Below are 17,636 nucleotides of genomic sequence, written 5' to 3'. Positions count from 1 at the left end.
TTCTCCAAAAACCGCCGGCCCTCCGGCGGTTTTTTTTTGCGTGTCCCGATTGTTGATGTTTGAACGAATCCTGAATTGAACGATATCTAGAAAAGGAAACCAGCGATGAATGCCAAAGCCACCTCCGCCAGCGACAACTGGTATGCGACCGTCGAAAAGACCAGCCAGACCGACGACGAACGCATCAAGGACATCACCGTGCTACCCCCTCCCGAGCATCTCATCCGCTTTTTCCCGATCCGCGGCACCGCCGTCGAGACGCTGATCAGCAAAACCCGCAAGGGCATCCACAACATCATCCAGGGCAAAGACGACCGCCTGCTCGTCGTCATCGGCCCGTGCTCCATCCATGACCCGATGGCCGCGCTGGAATACGCACGCAAACTGGTCGACCAGCGCAAGAAGTACGAAGGCACGCTGGAAATCGTGATGCGCGTCTACTTCGAAAAGCCCCGCACCACCGTCGGCTGGAAAGGCCTGATCAACGACCCCTACCTCGATGAAACCTTCCGCATCGACGAAGGCCTGCGCATTGCGCGCCAGCTGCTGATCGACATCAACCGCCTGGGCCTGCCCGCCGGCAGCGAGTTCCTTGACGTGATTTCGCCGCAGTACATCGGCGACCTGATTTCCTGGGGCGCCATCGGCGCGCGCACGACCGAAAGCCAGGTGCACCGCGAGTTGGCTTCGGGCCTGTCGGCGCCCATCGGCTTCAAGAACGGCACCGACGGCAACATCCGCATCGCGACTGACGCCATCCAGGCGGCGGCGCGCGGCCACCATTTTTTGTCGGTGCACAAAAACGGCCAGGTCGCCATCGTGCAGACCAACGGCAACAAGGACTGCCACGTCATTCTGCGCGGCGGCAAGGCGCCCAACTACGACGCGGCCAGCGTCGCGGCGGCCTGCAAGGAGCTCGAGGCCTCCAAGCTGCCGGCCACGCTGATGGTGGACTGCAGCCACGCCAACAGCTCCAAGCAGCATGAAAAGCAGGTTGAAGTGGCCCGCGATATCGCCGGTCAGGTGGCGGGCGGCTCGCGCCATGTATTCGGCCTGATGGTGGAAAGCCACCTCAACCCCGGCGCGCAGAAATTCACCCCCGGCAAGGACGACTCGAAAGCGCTGGAATACGGCAAAAGCATCACCGACGCCTGCCTGGGCTGGAACGACTCGCTGGATGTGCTGGAAATTCTGTCGGCTGCCGTGCTCAAGCGCCGCGCCGCCAAATAAGAAAAAAGAAAAGAACCGTCAGCCGCTTGCGGGTTTGTGCGAATAGCCGCCAGACCCGCAAGTCGCCGACCATGGGCTCTTGACCAGGAGCCCATCATGCGCAGCGAAGTCAGTGTGACCTTCAAGGGCATCGCGCCCATCCGCCTGGACCTCAACGAAGTGCAACCCATGCCGCACGATGTGGCACGCTGGTGGCTGGACGACCAGTTCACCCAAATGGGTTGCGAGCCGCTGCGGCCCACTGGCAAGTTGCTGACTGCCGACAAGGTGGTCGTGGTGGCCCAGGCAGCCGGCCCGGCGAAGTTTGCCGAGGCCAAATGGGCTCAGGAGTTTGCCCGGGCGTCCAGCGCTGCGCTGGGTAAGCCTGTGGTGCATGTGGATGTCACAACGCTCAGCATCAGTTTCTGAATCGCAGTTTTTGCAAGCCATTAAGGCCTGCAAGCCGCGTGGGTAGAGCGTAAGCAGCTCCTGAATTAATAGCGGGCCAATTACCGACCAGCCGGGGCTTCCCCTCAGGACTTCAGCGCCGCAAGCAACTTCGCGTGAATTCCGCCAAAGCCGCCATTGCTCATGCACAGCAAATGATCGCCCGGCCGCGCCGCGGCCAGCACCTGCTCAATCAGCTGCTCGATGGTGCCGGCCACCTGCGCCCGGTCACCCATGGGCGCCAGCGCGGCGCGCGCATCCCAGTCCAGCCCGCCGGCGTGGCAAAAGGCCAGGTCGGCCTGCTCCAGGCTCCAGGGCAACTGGGCCGTCATGGCGCCCAGTTTCATGGTGTTGCTGCGCGGCTCGAAGATCGCCAGGATGCGTTCGCTACCCTTGCCGGCGGCGGTGAGCTGCCGGCGCAGGCCGTCCACCGTGGTGTGGATGGCCGTCGGGTGATGGGCGAAATCGTCATACACCGTGATGTTGCCGCTGGCGCGCGCCACCACGCCGCGCACTTCCATGCGGCGCTTGACGTTCTGGAACGAGGCCAGCGCCTGGGCGGCGGCTTCGGGCGCGACGCCCACATGTTCGGCCGCGGCAATGGCGGCCAGCGCATTGAGCTGGTTGTGCACGCCGCTGATACCCCACTGCACATGGGCCACGGCCTGCCCGGCCTTGAGCACCTGGAAGTCGTGTGGCTCGCCCTGGGCGGTAAAGCCGTCTTTATTCAGCAGGCCGCCGCCAAAAAGCATCTGCTCACTCCAGCAGCCCTTGGCCAGCACGCGCTGCAGGCTGGCTTCGGCCGCGTTGACGACCACGCGGCCGTGTGAGGGCACAGTGCGCACCAGGTGATGGAACTGCCGCTCTATGGCCGCCAGGTCGTCAAAGATGTCGGCGTGGTCGAATTCGAGGTTGTTCAGGATGGCGGTGCGCGGGCGGTAGTGCACAAACTTGCTGCGCTTGTCGAAAAACGCGGTGTCGTACTCGTCGGCCTCAATCACAAAGGTGTTGCCGTCGCCCAGCCGGGCCGACACGCCGAAGTTCAGCGGCACACCGCCGACCAGAAAACCCGGCTTGAGCCCCGCATGCTCCAGGATCCAGGTCAGCATGGCGGTGGTGGTGGTTTTGCCGTGCGTGCCAGCCACGGCCAGTACATGGCGCGGGCCGGTGGCGTGGTGCGTCGGGTGGTGCAACACATGGCCCGACAGCCATTGCGGGCCGCTGGTGTAGGGCTTGCCGCTGTTGAGGATGGCTTCCATCAGCGGGTATCTTGGGCTGCCGTCCGGCTGGCGGGCGCGGGACACCACATTGCCGACCACAAACGCATCGGGCTCAAACGCCATCTGGTCGGCGCCGTAACCCTCTATCAGCTCAATTCCCAGGCCGCGGAGCTGGTCGCTCATGGGCGGGTAGACGCCGGTGTCGCAACCCGTGACTTTGTGTCCCGCCTCCCGCGCCAGGGCGGCCAGGCCACCCATGAAAGTGCCGCAGATTCCCAGAATATGTATGTGCATGGGCCTGTATTCTAGGCAGGGCTTTTTGGCGGCCAGCCGCCACCGGGATGGCCGGTGCGGGCCGTCGGTGAACTTTCAGGGCCTGCGCGACCCTAACCGGGGCACAATCGCTTCGCCTCCCCCGTATATCTTCTGGCCCCCGGGGCCTGCCGACCTTGACCCCTCACACACTCAAATCCGAAATCGCCGCCACGGCCGCCGCAATGGTCGTGGAAGAAGGGCTGGAATACGGCCCGGCCAAGCGCCGCGCCGTCAAGCAGATGGCGCTGCCCGCGCGTACCGAGCTGCCCGGCAATGACGAGTTGGAAGACGCCGTGCGTGAATACATCGCGCTGTTTTGCGCCGACACCCAGCCGGCCGAGCTGGCCGCCCTGCGCGAGCTGGCGCTGGTCTGGATGGAGCGGCTGGCGCAGTTTCGGCCCTATCTGGGCGGGGCGGTCTGGCACGGCACGGCCACCCGGCTGTCCGATATCTATATCCAGCTCTTTTGCGACGACCCCAAATCGGCCGAAATCGCGCTGATTGAACACAATGTGGACTACGAGCCGCGCACCGTCACTGGTTTTACCGGCGACAGCGTGGAAGCGCTCAGTTTGCGAAGTGTGTGCAAACCTCTGAACGAAACCGTTGGCGTGCACCTGATGGTTTACGACCACGACGACCTGCGCGGCGCCCTCAAGCCCGACGCCAAGGGGCGCAGCCCCCGAGGCGATCTGGCTGCCGTGCAAAAATTGCTGTCCACCCAACCCGGAGCTTGAGAACACGTGAACCGCAGAAACATGATTTATGGCGGAGCAGCCGCTTTGGCGGGCCTGGCCGGCGCCGGCGCTGCCTGGTGGAAATTCCAGCCCCATCAGGTAGATGAGAAGATCGTGGCGCCGGCCCCCGGCGCTGCAACTGGCAACGCGACCGACGCGTTCTGGAGCCTGAACTTCGACACGCCGGACGGCAAAAACCTGTCCATGAGCAGCTTTCGCGGCAAGCTCCTGCTGGTCAATTTCTGGGCGACCTGGTGCCCGCCCTGCGTCGAAGAGCTGCCTTTGCTGGATTACTTCTTCCAGGAAAACCGCGACAAAAACATCCAGGTTGTGGGCTTGGCGGTCGATCAGCCCAGCAAAGTGCGTGAGTGGCTGCAGACCAAGCCGCTGCATTTCCCGGTCGGCATGGCCGGCCTGGGCGGCACGGAGCTCAGCAAGTCGCTGGGCAACCTGGCCGGCAGCCTGCCTTTTACAGCGGTGTTCAGCGCCACCGGCGAGCTGCTTCACCGCAAGATCGGCCAGGTCAAACCTGAAGAGCTGGCGCTTTGGGCCAAGCTCAAGTAGGGTTTGATTCTGTTTTGATCTAAATGACGGGAACGCGCGTCGACTTGCATCGAACGGCCGTGGTATGTTCGTTTATTGATGGGCAAGCAGGTCGCCGGTAGGGGCTTGGGGAGGCCTCCGGCTTGATGTACACTCTGCGCTCTCACAGGCTCAGCCGCCCCGGTTGACGCCTGCAGTAATTAACTGATACGTGCTTTAGGGCACAAAAGCAGGAAGTAAATGAAAAAAGAAGGGAGATCGGTACAGGCAATGCGCTCGGCCGGTTTTCAGGCTTTTATTCAGACGCTGCGCTGAAATCCTCGCGCCAGCATCTACCGTCGTTGGAGAGAACCCATGGATTTAAGAAAACTCAAGACCCTGATCGACCTCGTTTCGGAGTCCAACGTGTCTGAACTGGAGATCACCGAAGCCGAAGGCAAGGTGCGTATCGTCAAATCCAGCGGCGCCCCGCTCGTGATGCAGCAGCCGGTTGCCATGGTAGCAGCTCCCGCTGCGGCCCCTGCGGCCGGCGCCCCCGCCGCCCCGGTGGCCGAGGCAGCCCCCGCCGCACCGGCCGGTCACTCCGTCAAGTCGCCCATGGTGGGCACCTTCTACCGCTCCGCCAGCCCCGGCGCCAAGCCTTTTGTCGAGCTGGGCAGCGTCGTCAAGGAAGGCGAGACCATCTGCATCATTGAGGCCATGAAGATCCTCAACGAGATCGAAGCCGACAAATCCGGCACGGTCACCAAGATTCTTTCGGAAAACGGCCAGGCTGTTGAATACGGCCAACCCCTCTTCATCATTGAGTAAGCGGGCGCTTCGCCCCCTTGTTCAAACCAGGCTTACCGACGCATGTTCAAGAAAATACTGATCGCCAACCGCGGAGAGATCGCCTTGCGCATCCAGCGCGCCTGCCGCGAGCTCGGCGTCAAGGCCGTGATGGTCTATTCCGAGGCTGACCGCGAAGCGAAATACATCAAGCTGGCCGACGAGTCGGTCTGCATCGGCCCCGCGCCCTCCAAAGACAGCTACCTCAACATGCCGGCCATCATCTCGGCGGCCGAGGTGACCGACGCGGAAGCAATCCACCCCGGCTACGGCTTCCTGAGCGAAAACGCCGACTTTGCCGAGCGGGTGGAAAAAAGCGGCTTCAAGTTCATCGGCCCCACGCCCGAATCCATCCGCATCATGGGCGACAAGGTTTCGGCCAAGCAGACCATGATCAAGGCCGGCGTGCCCTGCGTGCCCGGCTCGGAAGGCGCGCTACCTGACGACCCGGTCTTCATCAAGCGCACCGCCAAGCAGATCGGCTACCCCGTCATCATCAAGGCGGCCGGCGGCGGCGGCGGGCGCGGCATGCGCGTGGTGCACACCGAGGCGGCCCTGCTGCATGCGGTGCAGACCACCAAGGCTGAAGCCGGCGCGGCTTTCGGCAACCCCGAGGTCTACATGGAGAAATTCCTGCAGAACCCGCGGCACATTGAAATCCAGATCCTGGCCGACCAGCATAAAAATGCGGTCTGGCTGGGCGAGCGCGACTGCTCCATGCAGCGGCGCCACCAGAAAGTCATTGAAGAAGCGCCGGCGCCCGGCATTCCGCGCAAGTTGATCGAGCGCATCGGCGAGCGCTGCGTGGCCGCCGTCAAGAAGATCGGCTACCGCGGTGCGGGCACCTTTGAGTTTCTCTATGAAAACGGCGAGTTCTACTTCATCGAGATGAACACCCGCGTGCAGGTGGAGCACCCCGTCACCGAGTGGATTACCGGCGTGGACATCGTGCGCACCCAGATCATGGTGGCGGCGGGTGAAAAGCTGCCTTTCGCCCAGCGTGACATCGAGCTCAAGGGCCATTCCATCGAATGCCGCATCAACGCGGAAGACCCCTACAAGTTCGTTCCCTCGCCGGGCCGCATCACGACCTGGCACACGCCGGGCGGGCCGGGTGTGCGGGTGGACTCGCACATTTACGCCAATTACTTTGTGCCGCCCAACTACGACTCCATGATCGGCAAGATCATCGTGCACGGCGATACGCGTGAGCAAGCGCTGGCCCGCATGAGCACGGCGCTGGCCGAGACGGTGGTTGAAGGCATCAACACCAACATCCCGCTGCACCGCGAGCTCATGGTGGATGCCAAGTTCATGGATGGCGGGACGAATATTCATTACCTCGAAGAGTGGCTGTCAAAGCGTGAACGCTGAGCGGTCCCTGGGCGCGCGATGAGTATGTTTGAACTGATCCTGCTGGCCCCCGTCGACGAAGTCGAAATCCTGAGCGAGGCGCTGGATGCGCTGGATGCGCTCAGCGTGTCGGTGGAAGACGCCGATGCACAGACGCCGGCCGAGCAGGCGCTGTTTGGCGAGCCGGACATGCCGCCGCCCAAGGCAGGCTGGGAGCGTTCTCGCATCGTGTCGCTGTTTGCCACTGAAGCCCTGGCGCGTGACGCGGCTGGAGTGCTGGCGGCGCAAGACTTTTTCGCGGGCTGCCGGGTGGTGGCGATTCAGCCGGTGCCTGAGCAGGACTGGGTGCGCCTGACGCAATCGCAGTTCGAGCCGGTCGAGATCACCCCTGAATTCTGGATCGTGCCGACCTGGCATGAGCCGCCCGCTGAGGCCAAACAACTGATCCGGCTGGACCCGGGCCTCGCGTTTGGCACGGGCACGCACCCGACCACGCGCATGTGCCTTCGCTGGATTGCCGGCCAGGGCAGTGCCGGTAAAAGCCTGGGCCGTGTCCTGGACTACGGCTGCGGCTCGGGCATCCTGGCCATTGGTGCGGCGAAGTTTGGCGCGCTGGACATCGATGCTGTCGATATTGACCCGGCGGCCGTCGAATCGACACGCGCCAATGCCGAAGCCAATCATGTGGCCCTCAAGGCCGGCCTGCCCGAGAAGGCCGCCGGCAAGTACCAGACGGTACTCGCCAACATCCTGGCCACGCCGCTGAAAGTGCTGGCGCCGCTGCTGTGCGCGCATGTCGAAAAAGGCGGGCACCTGGTGCTGGCCGGCATTCTTGAGCGCCAGGCTGAAGAGCTCAAGGAGGCCTATGCGCCGTACTGCCAGCTTACGGTGCATGACGCGCAAGAGGGCTGGATCCTGATGACCGCCCGGTTCTGAGCCGGCACCGGCCGTCGCGCATGACGGTCCTTGGGCCGCCGGCAGCGGTTGCGGCCCCTACAATACAGCGCTAAATGAGCCTGATTACGCGCTGCCCCGCTTGCGGCACGATGTTCAAAGTCGTGACCGATCAACTCAAAGTCTCGCAGGGCTGGGTGCGATGCGGGCATTGCGCCGAAGTCTTCGACGCCTCGGTCCATTTGCTGCCGCGCGACATGTCGGCTATGGCCGCTTCACTTCCTTCGATTGCCGACACGCAACCGCAGCCGCTGCCGGAGCCCGAGCTTCCTGCCGCCAGACAAGCCACCGCCGATACGGAACCGGCAAGTCTCCACCCCGATGACTGGGCGCCCGCCCGCTCATTTGCCGACAGGGCGCCGCTGCGGCCGTCCAGGCCCGGGCCCGCAGAAGCCCAGGACAGCGCCGCCGACTTTGACCCCGGCCGCTGGAAGCGGGCGCAACAGGAGCGCCAGCTGGACCCGGCGGAGCTGGATGATGATGACGACTCGTTGCCCCCGATGCCACCGCCCCGGCAGCCGGTCGTGGTGCGCCCCGCCATCGAAGACGATTCCAGTTTCCTTTTTTCAGATGTGGACTCCGGCATGCCGGACTCGCGGGTGGAGCACGATGTCTCTTTTGTGCGGGACGCGCGGCGCAAGGCGTTCTGGAAGAAGCCGGCGACACGCTGGTCGCTGGCCTTGCTGTCTTTGCTGCTGTTGGCCGCCCTGGTGGTGCAATGGGGCGTTCAGCAAAGGGACACCCTCGCTGCGCTGGAGCCGCGCCTGGTGCCGGCGCTTCAGGCGATTTGCGGCCCGCTGAAATGCGAGATACGCGCGCCCCGGCATATCGAATCGCTGGTGATCGACAGCTCCACCTTCAACCGGCTCGGGCCCGACGCCTACCGGCTCAGTTTTACCCTCAAGAACACCGGCGTGGTCGTTCTGGAAATGCCCTCGCTGGAAGTCACATTGACCGACACCCAGGATCAGGCCGTGGTGCGCCGCATCCTCACGCCGGCGCAGTTTGGCGCCAAAACCTCCACGCTGGCCGCGCAGTCGGAGCTGGCAGGCCTGGTCATCATGAAAGTCTCCGGCGATGCGGGCGCACCGGCGCCTTCCTCGGCCTCTTCTTCTCCTGCCACGCCCGGCGGCTCCCTGCGGGTTGCGGGCTACCGCGTCCTGGCTTTTTATCCCTGATTGAAACGAGAAAACTGAATGTCTGCTGTTATCTGTGGCTCCCTGGCGTTTGACACCATCATGACCTTTGAGGGGCGTTTTTCCGAGCAGATCCTGCCCGACCAGTTGCACATCCTCAATGTGTCTTTTCTCGTGCCCGCCCTGCGCCGCGAATTCGGCGGCTGCGCCGGCAACATCGCCTACAGCCTGCGCCAGCTAGGCGGCCAACCGCTGCCCATGGCCACGGTCGGCACCGACGGCGCCGAATATGTGGAGCGCATGAAGACCCTGGGCGTCAGCACCGAGTTTGTCCACCAGGTGAGCGACACCTACACCGCGCAGGCCATGATCATGACCGACCGCGACAACAACCAGATCACGGCTTTTCACCCCGGCGCGATGATGCAGGCCCACGTGACCCGCATCGAGGCGCGCAGCGACATCAAGCTGGGCATCATTGCCCCCGACGGGCGCGATGCGATGCTGCAGCATGCCGAGCAGTTCAAGGCGGCCGGCATTCCTTTCGTGTTCGATCCGGGCCAGGGCCTGCCCATGTTTGACGGCAAGGACCTGGCGCATTTTGTCGAGCTGGCGACCTGGGTGACCGTCAATGACTACGAAGCCAAGATGCTCTGCGAGCGCACGGGGCTGTCTTGCGCCGAGCTGTCGCGCAAGGTCGAGGGTCTGGTGGTGACGCTGGGCGCCGAGGGCTGCGAAGTCTGGGTGGGTGGCGAGAAAACCCTGGTGCCGCCTGTGAAGGCCACAGAGGTGGTCGACCCGACCGGTTGCGGCGACGCCTTTCGCGGTGCGCTGCTGTTCGGCCTGGAGCAGGGCTGGTCGCTGGAACGTTGCGCCGCGCTGGGCAACCGGGTGGGCGCACTGAAGATCGCCACGCGCGGTGGCCAGAATTACACGCTGACGGCCGCGCAAATCGCGGGCTAAGCGCCACTTCGCTACTCGCCGCTTGTCAGTCAGGTGGGCAGGTCGTCCTTGCCCGCTGCTGCCCTCACCAATTCATCCCAACTGGCCCGGCTCGCTGCGGCTGCTGCCACACGCAGCTGCTTGCGCCTGGAGGTTTCCCCGCGCGCCAGCGTGACGGCTTGCTGTGGAATACCCAGACAGCCGGCCAGCCATTTCACCAGCGCCTGGTTGGCCTTGCCGTCCACCGGCGGTGCCTGCAGCCGCAAGCGCAACGCCAGCTCGCCGGTTTCGCCATGCAGGCCCACGGCCTGGGTTTTGGCCGCGTTCGGCACCACGTGTATGTCCAGCAGGACGTCGCCGTTCTTGTCCAGCCGCATGAAGGGCAGGGCGGGCAGCTCTGGGGGCGTGTTCATGGCGGCGGCAAGCGGTTGAGGGGAAGGGGATAAGGATGGTCGGCCGGATACCGGAAACGGAACAGGCATGAAAAAAGCCCGACACCTTTCGATATCGGGCTCCAAGCAGAAATACCTTACTGCTTACGGCTTGCTGGCTGTTGGAAACGGCCAGGCAGCTTGCGGGTTCAGAGTTGTCTGAGCCGCAGGGGCAGCCGCTACAGCGGGTGCTTTGGCAGCAGGTTTTTTCGCGGCTTTCTTCGCAGCGGGCTTTTTCGCTGCTTTCTTGGCGGCAGGCTTTTTCGCAGCGGCTTTCTTGGCCGCTGGTTTCTTCGCTACCTTTTTCGCGGCCTTCTTGGCTGCTGGCTTCTTAGCTGCGGCTTTCTTCGCCGCTGGCTTCTTGGCCGCTACCTTCTTGGCTGCTGGCTTTTTCGCTGGCGATTTTTTCGCAGCTGGCTTCTTAGCCGCTACTTTTTTCGCTGGAGCTTTTTTAGCCGGAGCTTTTTTCGCTGCTGCTTTTTTCGCAGGAGCCTTCTTGGCCGCTACCTTCTTGGCAGGGGCCTTCTTTGGAGCAGCTTTTTTAGCCGCAGTTTTTTTCGCAGTTGCCATAGTTTTCTCCTTGATCACGTTGCAAAGAGCACTTCACGGTTGGAGTACGTAAAGCGATTCACGGCGTTGGGCCCCGGATAAACCGGTCCCAGCGCCGCGAACACAGGAGCAAAGCCCAACGCGCACTTCTGTGGTGCTGTCATTGGTCATTGCAATTCTTAAAATCATTGTTCGGGCGTTTTTCAATCAATCCCAGGAAAGGGCACCACCGGACTGGTACTCGATCACACGGGTTTCAAAGAAGTTGCGCTCTTTCTTCAGGTCGATCATTTCGCTCATCCACGGGAACGGATTCTCCTCGTTGGGGAAGAGAGTTTCAAGTCCGATCTGCGTGGCGCGGCGATTGGCAATGTAGCGGAGGTAGCCTTTGAACATGGAGGCATTGAGGCCGAGCACGCCGCGCGGCATGGTGTCTTCGGCGTAGCGGTATTCCAGTTCGACGGCTTTCATGAACAAGGCCTTGATCTCGGCCTTGAACTCTGCGGTCCAGAGATGGGGGTTTTCCAGCTTCAGCTGGTTGATCAGGTCGATGCCGAAATTGCAGTGCATCGACTCGTCGCGCAGGATGTACTGGTATTGCTCGGCGGCGCCGGTCATCTTGTTCTGGCGGCCCAGGGCAAGAATTTGCGTGAAGCCCACATAGAAGAACAAGCCCTCCATCAGGCAGGCGAACACGATCAGCGACTTGAGCAGGGTCTGGTCGGCTTCGGGCGTACCGGTCTTGAAGTGGGGGTTGGAGATGACTTCAATGAAAGGGATCAGGAACTGGTCCTTGTCCTTGATGGACTGGACTTCGTTGTAGGCGTTGAAGATCTCGGCTTCGTCCAGGCCCAGCGACTCGGTGATGTACTGATAGGCGTGGGTGTGGATGGCTTCTTCAAAAGCCTGGCGCAGCAGGAACTGGCGGCACTCGGGCGCCGTGATGTGGCGGTAAGTGCCCAGCACGATGTTGTTGGCGGCCAGCGAATCGGCCGTCACAAAGAAACCTAGGTTGCGCTTGACCAGGCGGCGCTCGTCTTCGGTCAGGCCGTTGGGGTCTTTCCAGAGCGCGATGTCGCGCGTCATGTTCACTTCCTGCGGCATCCAGTGGTTGGCGCAGGTGGCGAGGTATTTCTCCCAGGCCCATTTGTATTTGAAGGGCACCAGCTGGTTGACGTCGGTCTGGCCGTTGATGATGCGCTTGTCGGAGGCCTTGACGCGTTGCGCCTTGGCGGGCTCTGCTGCAGCAGAAGGGGTAGAAGAGATTGCAGCGGGTGCAGGTGTGAACGCGCCGTCGTTGAGCATGCGCACTTGCGCTTGGGGTTGCTCGGCAGTGTTCAAAGAAAGAGGCGGAAGTTCCATCGAGCGGCCTTCGGGCGTGCCGCTGTTATGAGATGTTTGCAACGATGGTTTGACTTCTTCGTCCCAGGTCAACATAGAGGTTTCCAATACTTTGGGATTATGAAAGCAGCGATACAAAATGAAAAGTGTTCATTCACATCGCTACAAAATTGTGTTGCTCATATACATCGAATCGCGCGGCCGGGTGACCGCGCGACCCGGTGTTTTTTTATTGGCAAGCCTCGCATCCCGGGTCATCGATCGCGCAGAACTTGATGTCGGTCGCAGGCGTTGCATTCATCTGCGCTTGCGCCGCGGCAGCTGCCGCTTCGAGTGCGCTCATGCCGCTGCTTGCCGGTGCGGGGCCCGATGAAACCGAGTTCATCTTGCCGGCGGTCACGGTCGATTTCTCGGCGTGCGTCGCGCTCTGCGTGCGCAGGTAGTAGGTGGTCTTCAGGCCGCGCAACCAGGCCAGCTTGTAGGTGTCGTCAAGCTTCTTGCCCGAGGCGCCTGCCATATAGATATTGAGCGACTGTGCCTGGTCGATCCACTTCTGGCGTCGCGCCGCGGCTTCGACAATCCAGGAAGTCTCAATCTCAAACGCCGTGGCGTACAGCGCCTTGACGTCTTGCGGCACACGATCGATGGGGCGCAGCGATCCGTCGAAGTGCTTCAGGTCCACCACCATCACGTCGTCCCACAGGTTCAGGCGCTTGAGGTCGCGTACCAGGTAGTGGTTGATGACCGTGAATTCGCCGGACAGGTTGGACTTGACCGAGAGGTTGCCGAAGCAGGGCTCGATGCAGGCGTCCACGCCGATGATGTTGGAAATGGTGGCCGTTGGGGCGATGGCGACGCAGTTGGAGTTGCGCATGCCGTCCTGGGCGATCTTCTTGCGCAGGGCTTCCCAATCCAGCGTGGCGGAACGGTCGACTTCGACGTAGCCGCCGCGCTGCTCGGCCAGCATGTCCAGCGTGTCCAGGGGCAGGACGCCCTTGTCCCAGAGCGAGCCCTTGTAGCTGGCGTACTTGCCGCGCTCTTTGGCCAGCTCGGTGGAGGCCCAGTAGGCGTGGTAGCAGACGGCTTCCATGGACTTGTCGGCGAACTCGACGGCTTCCTGCGATGCGTAGGGCACGCGCAGCTCATACAGGCAGTCCTGGAAGCCCATGATGCCCAGGCCCACGGGGCGATGGCGCATGTTGGAGTCGCGGGCCTTCTTGACGGCGTAGTAGTTGATGTCGATCACGTTGTCCAGCATGCGCATGGCCGTGGTGATGGTTTTCTTGAGCTTCTCGTGGTCGACCGCACCGTCCTTCAAATGCTGGACGAGGTTGACCGAGCCGAGGTTGCAGACGGCAGTTTCGGTGTCGCTGGTGTTGAGCGTGATCTCGGTGCACAGGTTGGACGAGTGCACAACGCCGGTGTGCTGCTGCGGCGAGCGCACGTTGCAGGCATCCTTGAAGGTGATCCAGGGATGGCCGGTTTCAAACAGCATCGACAGCATCTTGCGCCACATATCGGTGGCCTGCAGCTTGCGGGACGGCTTGATCTCGCCGCGCTCGGCCTTGGCTTCGTAGGCGGTGTAGATCTTTTCGAAGTCCTTGCCGAACTTGTCGTGCAGGTCCGGGGTGTCTGAAGGCGAGAACAGCGTCCAGGTGCCCTTTTCCATCACGCGGCGCATGAAGAGGTCGGGGATCCAGTTGGCGGTGTTCATGTCGTGCGTGCGGCGGCGGTCGTCGCCGGTGTTCTTGCGCAGTTCCAGGAACTCTTCAATATCCAGGTGCCAGGTTTCCAGGTAGGCGCAGACGGCGCCCTTGCGCTTGCCGCCCTGGTTGACCGCCACTGCCGTGTCGTTGACGACTTTGAGGAAAGGCACGACGCCTTGCGATTCGCCGTTGGTGCCCTTGATATGGGCGCCCAGGGCGCGCACGGGCGTCCAGTCATTGCCCAGGCCGCCGGCAAATTTGGACAGCAGGGCGTTTTCCTTGATGGCGTCGTAGATGCCGCCCAGGTCGTCGGCGACGGTGGTCAGGTAGCAGGACGACAGCTGCGAGCGCAGCGTGCCGGCGTTGAACAGGGTGGGCGTGCTCGACATGAAGTCGAAGGACGACAGGATTTCGTAGAACTCGATCGCGCGCTCTTCGCGGTTGATTTCGTTGAGCGACAGGCCCATGGCCACGCGCATGAAGAAAGCCTGTGGCAGCTCGATGCGCTGCTTGCGCACGTGCAGGAAGTAGCGGTCAAACAGGGTCTGCAGGCCGAGGTAGTCGAACTTCAGGTCGCGCTCGGGCTTGAGCGCGGCGCCCAGGCGGGCCAGGTCGAACTGCTGCAGCTTTTCGTCCAGCAGCTCGTTTTGCACGCCCTTGGCGATGAACTGGGGGAAGTATTCGGCATAGCGGACGGCCATGTCGGCCTGGTTGACTTCTTCACCCAGCACTTCGCGGCGGATGGTGTGCATCAGCAGGCGCGCGGTGGCGTAGGTGTAGTCGGGGTCTTTTTCGATCAGCGTGCGCGCTGCCAGGATGGACGCCTTGTAGACCTCGTCGATGGGAACGCCGTCGTACAGGTTGCGCATGGTTTCGGCAACGATGGGGTCGGGTTTGACGTCGGCGCCCAGGTTGGCGCAGGACGCTTCAATCAGGGCCTGCAGGTTGCGCACGTCGAGCGCGACGCGGTTGCCGCGGTCGGTCACATGGATCAGGGGCGCTGCGGGCGTGGCGGTTTGCGGCTGGCGTGCGCGCTCTTGCGTGCGCTTTTCGCGGTACAGCACGTAGGCGCGGGCGATTTCGTGGTGGCCGCCGCGCATCAGGCCGAGTTCGACCTGGTCCTGCACGTCTTCTATATGAAAGGTGCCGCCGCCTGGGCGCGAACGCATCAGGGCGCGGATGACCGCCTGGGTCAGGCCGTCCACCGTTTCGCGGACGCTGGCCGATGCGGCGCCTTGCGTGCCGTGAACGGCCAGGAAGGCCTTCATCATGGCCACGGCAATCTTGTTGGGCTCAAAGGGCACCACGCCGCCATTGCGGCGAATGATCTGGTAATGGGCGAGGGGGTTGGATTGCGCGTTGGTGTCGACTGCTGCGGGATTGCCTGCCAGAACGCCGGACGTTGCTGGCACCGCGTGTTGTGCTGTTTGCATGAGTTCCTCTTTGTTTTATGACTGTCTGACGTGCTGTCCGGGGCATCCCTGTCTGCCGGGGTTGTTCAAGGGCAATGAACGGTTCCCTGCGGCGCGGAGCCCGAATTACGTCAAAACTGAATTAGGGCTTAGACACTATACCTAGGGTACTAAGGGAATACAAGCCACTACAGGTAGTGTATCGCTCTCTGAATTCGCTGTTACGTTTTGTGGCTTTTTCTGCCGCATTTTGCGCACCCGGATTGAGCATAGGACGACGCGTTGATCTTCGCCAAATGCCTCGTGAAATCACGCTTGCGCACCATGGGCAAAGCACTGGCGCGGCTTGGCGCAGGCTTTGGGCCGGCGGCACCGGCAGGTATTGGTGCGGTAAAAATTCCCAAAATTTTTGCGCCGCAAAACGCACCTCGATGGTGTGGCGCGCGGCAGTGGGCCGCTCAAATCATTTCGGGAAAACACCTAGCGGCGAAGCAAGCGCGTCTTGCAGCAAAGGCCAATCGAAGCCCGGGCCCGGATCCAGCTTGCGGCCCGGTGCAATGTGCTCATGCCCCGCAATGTGCGCGATGGGGTAGGCCTGAAAAAGCGAGGCGCACAGCCCGGTCAGGGTTTCGTATTGGGCTGCTTCAAAGAGGCCTCCTTCGAGGCCTTCGAGCTCAATGCCGATTGAGTCGTCATTGCAATTGCTGCGCCCGCGGTAGCTGGACTCACCGGCATGCCATGCCCGGTCATCGCAGCCCACAAACTGCCACAAGGCGCCGGTGCGGGCGATGAAGAAATGCGACGAAACCTGCAGGCCCCGAATGCCCTGGAAGTAGCTATGCGCGTCCCAATCGAGTTCATTGGTAAAGAGTCGCTGGACATTGCCGTTGCCGAATTCACCGGGCGGCAGGCTGATGGAGTGGATGACGACCAGATCGATTTGCGCGCCTTCGGGGCGTGGGCCGAAGTTGGGCGAGGCCAGTGCCCGGGCATAGCGGTACCAGCCCTTGTGCCACAAAGGCTGGGAGGGCGGGGAGGCGGGCGCGCCGCCGGCGTCAGGCCGCGTCATCGGCGGCGCCCTGTCCATCGTCAGCGTCGTCGCTGCCCGGGGTCGCGATGTTCAGGCGTGCAATCCGGTAGCGTATCTGGCGAAGGCTCAGGCCCAGCCTGGAGGCCGCCGCAGTGCGGTTGAAGCCGGTTTCCAGCAACACCTTGGTGAGGATGCTGCGTTCCTGCCTGTCCAGGTAATCCTGCAGGTTCTCCGGAACCGCGACGTCCTCCTCAACCGGCGCATCGAAGTGCAATTCACTGCCGTCGCCCAGCGCCACGGCCCGGTGCAGGGTGTTTTCGAGCTCGCGCACATTGCCGTTGAAGGGCCGGGCGCGCAACTGCTCCATCACGGCGTCGGTCAGCTCGGGCATGGCAAAGCCGGACTCCTGGCAGATTCTGGACAGCAGGGCGTTGCACAGCGCGGGGAGGTCTTCGCGCCGTTCGCGCAGCGGCGGCACGAGAATTTCGATCACGTTGAGCCGGTAATACAAATCCTGGCGGAAGGTCCCTTGCGCCACTTCGGTGGCCAGGTCCTTGTGGGTCGCGCTGACGATGCGCACGTCGACGGCATCTTCCTGGGGTGACCCGAGCGGGCGCACCGTGCGCTCCTGGATGGCCCGCAGCAACTTCGATTGCATGGCCAGCGGCAGGTCGCCGATCTCATCGAGAAACAGGGTGCCGCCCTTGGCGGCCTGGAAGTAGCCCTGCCGGTCTTGTGACGAGCCGGTGTAGGCACCTTTGCGTGCGCCGAAAAATTCTGCTTCGAGAAGATTTTCCGGAATCGCACTGCAGTTGACCGCCACAAAGGGGCCTGCCGCCCGGTGGCTGCAGCCGTGCACCGCGCGCGCGACCAGTTCCTTGCCGGTGCCAGACTCTCCCTGAATCAGGATAGGCGCCATGCTGCCGGCCACTTTGACGATGCGCGATTTCACCGCACGCATGACCGGCGACTCGCCGACCAGCTTTTTCAGAATCAAAGGGGCGTCAGCAGCCACGGGCAGGGGGATCGCCAGGGGCGCAATGCCCGAGTCCGGCGGCGGGCTGCGGTCTGCCTTGGCAGCCGGCACGGGGTGTTTTGTGCCCTGTATGGCCGATGCGACCACGCTGCGGAATTGCTTGAGGTCCACCGGCTTGGTGAGGTAGTCAAAGGCGCCGGCTTTGAGGGCTTCCACCGCATTTTCGGCAGAACCATGTGCAGTGATGACTACGCAGCGCTCCGGCCTTTGCTGGGCCACCAGGTCACGCAGCAATTCAAGTCCCAGGCCGTCCGGCAGCCGCATGTCGGTGATGACTGCGTCGAAGCGGTTCTCGCTGAGCTGTTGGCGGGCCTGCAGCAGGTCACCGGCGGCCTCCACCCGGTAGCCTTCCCTGAGCAGGGTCAGCTCATACAGCGTCCGCAGGTCCGGTTCGTCGTCAATGACGAGGATGCGGGCTTGCTGGGGGGCAGGGGTTTGCGTGCTCAT

General features: G+C 62.7%; 16 protein-coding genes. 9 read left to right on the top strand and 7 right to left on the bottom strand.

Going from position 1 to position 17,636, the window contains the following annotated elements:
- Nucleotides 1-105: 105 nt before the first annotated feature.
- Together BM408_RS19125 and BM408_RS19120 are read left to right on the top strand one after the other, a co-directional pair.
- On the top strand, nucleotides 106-1,230 hold the full coding sequence (locus tag BM408_RS19125; protein ID WP_092131916.1) for a 3-deoxy-7-phosphoheptulonate synthase: 1,125 nt from the start codon (nucleotides 106-108) through the stop codon (nucleotides 1,228-1,230).
- 96 nt (nucleotides 1,231-1,326) lie between these two features.
- The gene (locus tag BM408_RS19120) at nucleotides 1,327-1,638 is read left to right on the top strand and encodes a hypothetical protein (protein ID WP_092131914.1); all 312 of its coding nucleotides are present in this window, start codon (nucleotides 1,327-1,329) and stop codon (nucleotides 1,636-1,638) included.
- A 104-nt stretch (nucleotides 1,639-1,742) separates the two neighbouring features.
- On the opposite strand, the gene mpl is transcribed toward BM408_RS19120, so the two are convergent.
- Nucleotides 1,743-3,170 carry a UDP-N-acetylmuramate:L-alanyl-gamma-D-glutamyl-meso-diaminopimelate ligase gene (gene mpl / locus BM408_RS19115; RefSeq protein ID WP_092131913.1) on the bottom strand — a complete coding sequence of 476 codons (1,428 nt, stop codon included), beginning with the start codon at nucleotides 3,168-3,170 and terminating at the stop codon, nucleotides 1,743-1,745.
- A 203-nt stretch (nucleotides 3,171-3,373) separates the two neighbouring features.
- Here mpl and BM408_RS19110 point away from each other — a divergent pair, with 203 nt between their 5' ends.
- The 7 genes from BM408_RS19110 (at nucleotide 3,374) to BM408_RS19080 (ending at nucleotide 9,705) form a co-directional block, all read left to right on the top strand.
- Entirely contained in the window at nucleotides 3,374-3,928 is a 555-nt protein-coding gene (locus tag BM408_RS19110; RefSeq protein ID WP_092131911.1) for a hypothetical protein, read from the top strand.
- Between the two features lie 6 nt (nucleotides 3,929-3,934).
- Complete coding sequence (locus BM408_RS19105) at nucleotides 3,935-4,492, top strand: TlpA disulfide reductase family protein (protein ID WP_254774882.1); 558 nt, start codon at nucleotides 3,935-3,937, stop codon at nucleotides 4,490-4,492.
- 333 nt (nucleotides 4,493-4,825) lie between these two features.
- Nucleotides 4,826-5,281, top strand: coding sequence for an acetyl-CoA carboxylase biotin carboxyl carrier protein (accB, locus tag BM408_RS19100; protein WP_092131908.1), 456 nt, complete (start codon nucleotides 4,826-4,828; stop codon nucleotides 5,279-5,281).
- 42 nt (nucleotides 5,282-5,323) lie between these two features.
- Entirely contained in the window at nucleotides 5,324-6,673 is a 1,350-nt protein-coding gene (gene accC / locus BM408_RS19095) for an acetyl-CoA carboxylase biotin carboxylase subunit (protein WP_092131907.1), read from the top strand.
- Between the two features lie 24 nt (nucleotides 6,674-6,697).
- Nucleotides 6,698-7,588 carry a 50S ribosomal protein L11 methyltransferase gene (prmA, locus tag BM408_RS19090; protein WP_092131905.1) on the top strand — a complete coding sequence of 297 codons (891 nt, stop codon included), beginning with the start codon at nucleotides 6,698-6,700 and terminating at the stop codon, nucleotides 7,586-7,588.
- Between the two features lie 74 nt (nucleotides 7,589-7,662).
- Nucleotides 7,663-8,784: a DUF3426 domain-containing protein gene (locus BM408_RS19085; protein WP_092131904.1), complete on the top strand. Its 1,122-nt coding sequence runs from the start codon at nucleotides 7,663-7,665 to the stop codon at nucleotides 8,782-8,784.
- Between the two features lie 18 nt (nucleotides 8,785-8,802).
- The gene (locus tag BM408_RS19080) at nucleotides 8,803-9,705 is read left to right on the top strand and encodes a carbohydrate kinase family protein (protein ID WP_092131902.1); all 903 of its coding nucleotides are present in this window, start codon (nucleotides 8,803-8,805) and stop codon (nucleotides 9,703-9,705) included.
- Between the two features lie 29 nt (nucleotides 9,706-9,734).
- On the opposite strand, the gene BM408_RS19075 is transcribed toward BM408_RS19080, so the two are convergent.
- The 6 genes from BM408_RS19075 to BM408_RS19050 form a co-directional block, all read right to left on the bottom strand.
- A complete protein-coding gene (locus tag BM408_RS19075; RefSeq protein WP_092131901.1) occupies nucleotides 9,735-10,097 on the bottom strand; it encodes a DUF167 domain-containing protein in 363 nt (120 codons plus the stop codon).
- Between the two features lie 123 nt (nucleotides 10,098-10,220).
- Entirely contained in the window at nucleotides 10,221-10,685 is a 465-nt protein-coding gene (locus tag BM408_RS19070) for a histone H1-like DNA-binding protein (RefSeq protein ID WP_092131899.1), read from the bottom strand.
- Between the two features lie 186 nt (nucleotides 10,686-10,871).
- Complete coding sequence (locus tag BM408_RS19065; RefSeq protein ID WP_092131897.1) at nucleotides 10,872-12,101, bottom strand: ribonucleotide-diphosphate reductase subunit beta; 1,230 nt, start codon at nucleotides 12,099-12,101, stop codon at nucleotides 10,872-10,874.
- A gap of 133 nt (nucleotides 12,102-12,234) precedes the next feature.
- Nucleotides 12,235-15,144 (bottom strand): ribonucleoside-diphosphate reductase subunit alpha, encoded by a 2,910-nt coding sequence (locus BM408_RS19060; protein ID WP_092131896.1) that lies wholly within the window; start codon nucleotides 15,142-15,144, stop codon nucleotides 12,235-12,237.
- 442 nt (nucleotides 15,145-15,586) lie between these two features.
- Nucleotides 15,587-16,192, bottom strand: coding sequence for a 1,6-anhydro-N-acetylmuramyl-L-alanine amidase AmpD (gene ampD / locus BM408_RS19055; protein ID WP_092132047.1), 606 nt, complete (start codon nucleotides 16,190-16,192; stop codon nucleotides 15,587-15,589).
- Nucleotides 16,179-17,636, bottom strand: coding sequence for a sigma-54-dependent transcriptional regulator (locus BM408_RS19050; protein ID WP_092131894.1), 1,458 nt, complete (start codon nucleotides 17,634-17,636; stop codon nucleotides 16,179-16,181). The genes ampD and BM408_RS19050 overlap by 14 nt, the downstream gene beginning before the upstream one ends.

The organism is Polaromonas sp. YR568 (assembly GCF_900116715.1).
Classification (GTDB): Bacteria; Pseudomonadota; Gammaproteobacteria; order Burkholderiales; family Burkholderiaceae_C; genus Polaromonas.
Note: the sequence above shows the minus strand (reverse complement) of the source record. Positions and strands in the feature narration are given on the sequence as shown.

Excerpts from the sequence above, each read along its gene's own strand:
- accB (WP_092131908.1), top strand. The coding sequence starts at position 4,826 with ATGGATTTAAGAAAACTCAAGACCCTGATCGACCTCGTTTCGGAGTCC.
- BM408_RS19060 (WP_092131896.1), bottom strand. The coding sequence starts at position 15,144 with ATGCAAACAGCACAACACGCGGTGCCAGCAACGTCCGGCGTTCTGGCA.
- BM408_RS19050 (WP_092131894.1), bottom strand. The coding sequence starts at position 17,636 with ATGAGCACGCAAACCCCTGCCCCCCAGCAAGCCCGCATCCTCGTCATT.
- BM408_RS19070 (WP_092131899.1), bottom strand. The coding sequence starts at position 10,685 with ATGGCAACTGCGAAAAAAACTGCGGCTAAAAAAGCTGCTCCAAAGAAG.
- BM408_RS19125 (WP_092131916.1), top strand. The coding sequence starts at position 106 with ATGAATGCCAAAGCCACCTCCGCCAGCGACAACTGGTATGCGACCGTC.
- BM408_RS19110 (WP_092131911.1), top strand. The coding sequence starts at position 3,374 with ATGGTCGTGGAAGAAGGGCTGGAATACGGCCCGGCCAAGCGCCGCGCC.
- prmA (WP_092131905.1), top strand. The coding sequence starts at position 6,698 with ATGTTTGAACTGATCCTGCTGGCCCCCGTCGACGAAGTCGAAATCCTG.
- BM408_RS19085 (WP_092131904.1), top strand. The coding sequence starts at position 7,663 with ATGAGCCTGATTACGCGCTGCCCCGCTTGCGGCACGATGTTCAAAGTC.
- ampD (WP_092132047.1), bottom strand. The coding sequence starts at position 16,192 with ATGACGCGGCCTGACGCCGGCGGCGCGCCCGCCTCCCCGCCCTCCCAG.
- BM408_RS19120 (WP_092131914.1), top strand. The coding sequence starts at position 1,327 with ATGCGCAGCGAAGTCAGTGTGACCTTCAAGGGCATCGCGCCCATCCGC.
- BM408_RS19080 (WP_092131902.1), top strand. The coding sequence starts at position 8,803 with ATGTCTGCTGTTATCTGTGGCTCCCTGGCGTTTGACACCATCATGACC.
- BM408_RS19075 (WP_092131901.1), bottom strand. The coding sequence starts at position 10,097 with ATGAACACGCCCCCAGAGCTGCCCGCCCTGCCCTTCATGCGGCTGGAC.
- BM408_RS19065 (WP_092131897.1), bottom strand. The coding sequence starts at position 12,101 with ATGTTGACCTGGGACGAAGAAGTCAAACCATCGTTGCAAACATCTCAT.
- mpl (WP_092131913.1), bottom strand. The coding sequence starts at position 3,170 with ATGCACATACATATTCTGGGAATCTGCGGCACTTTCATGGGTGGCCTG.
- accC (WP_092131907.1), top strand. The coding sequence starts at position 5,324 with ATGTTCAAGAAAATACTGATCGCCAACCGCGGAGAGATCGCCTTGCGC.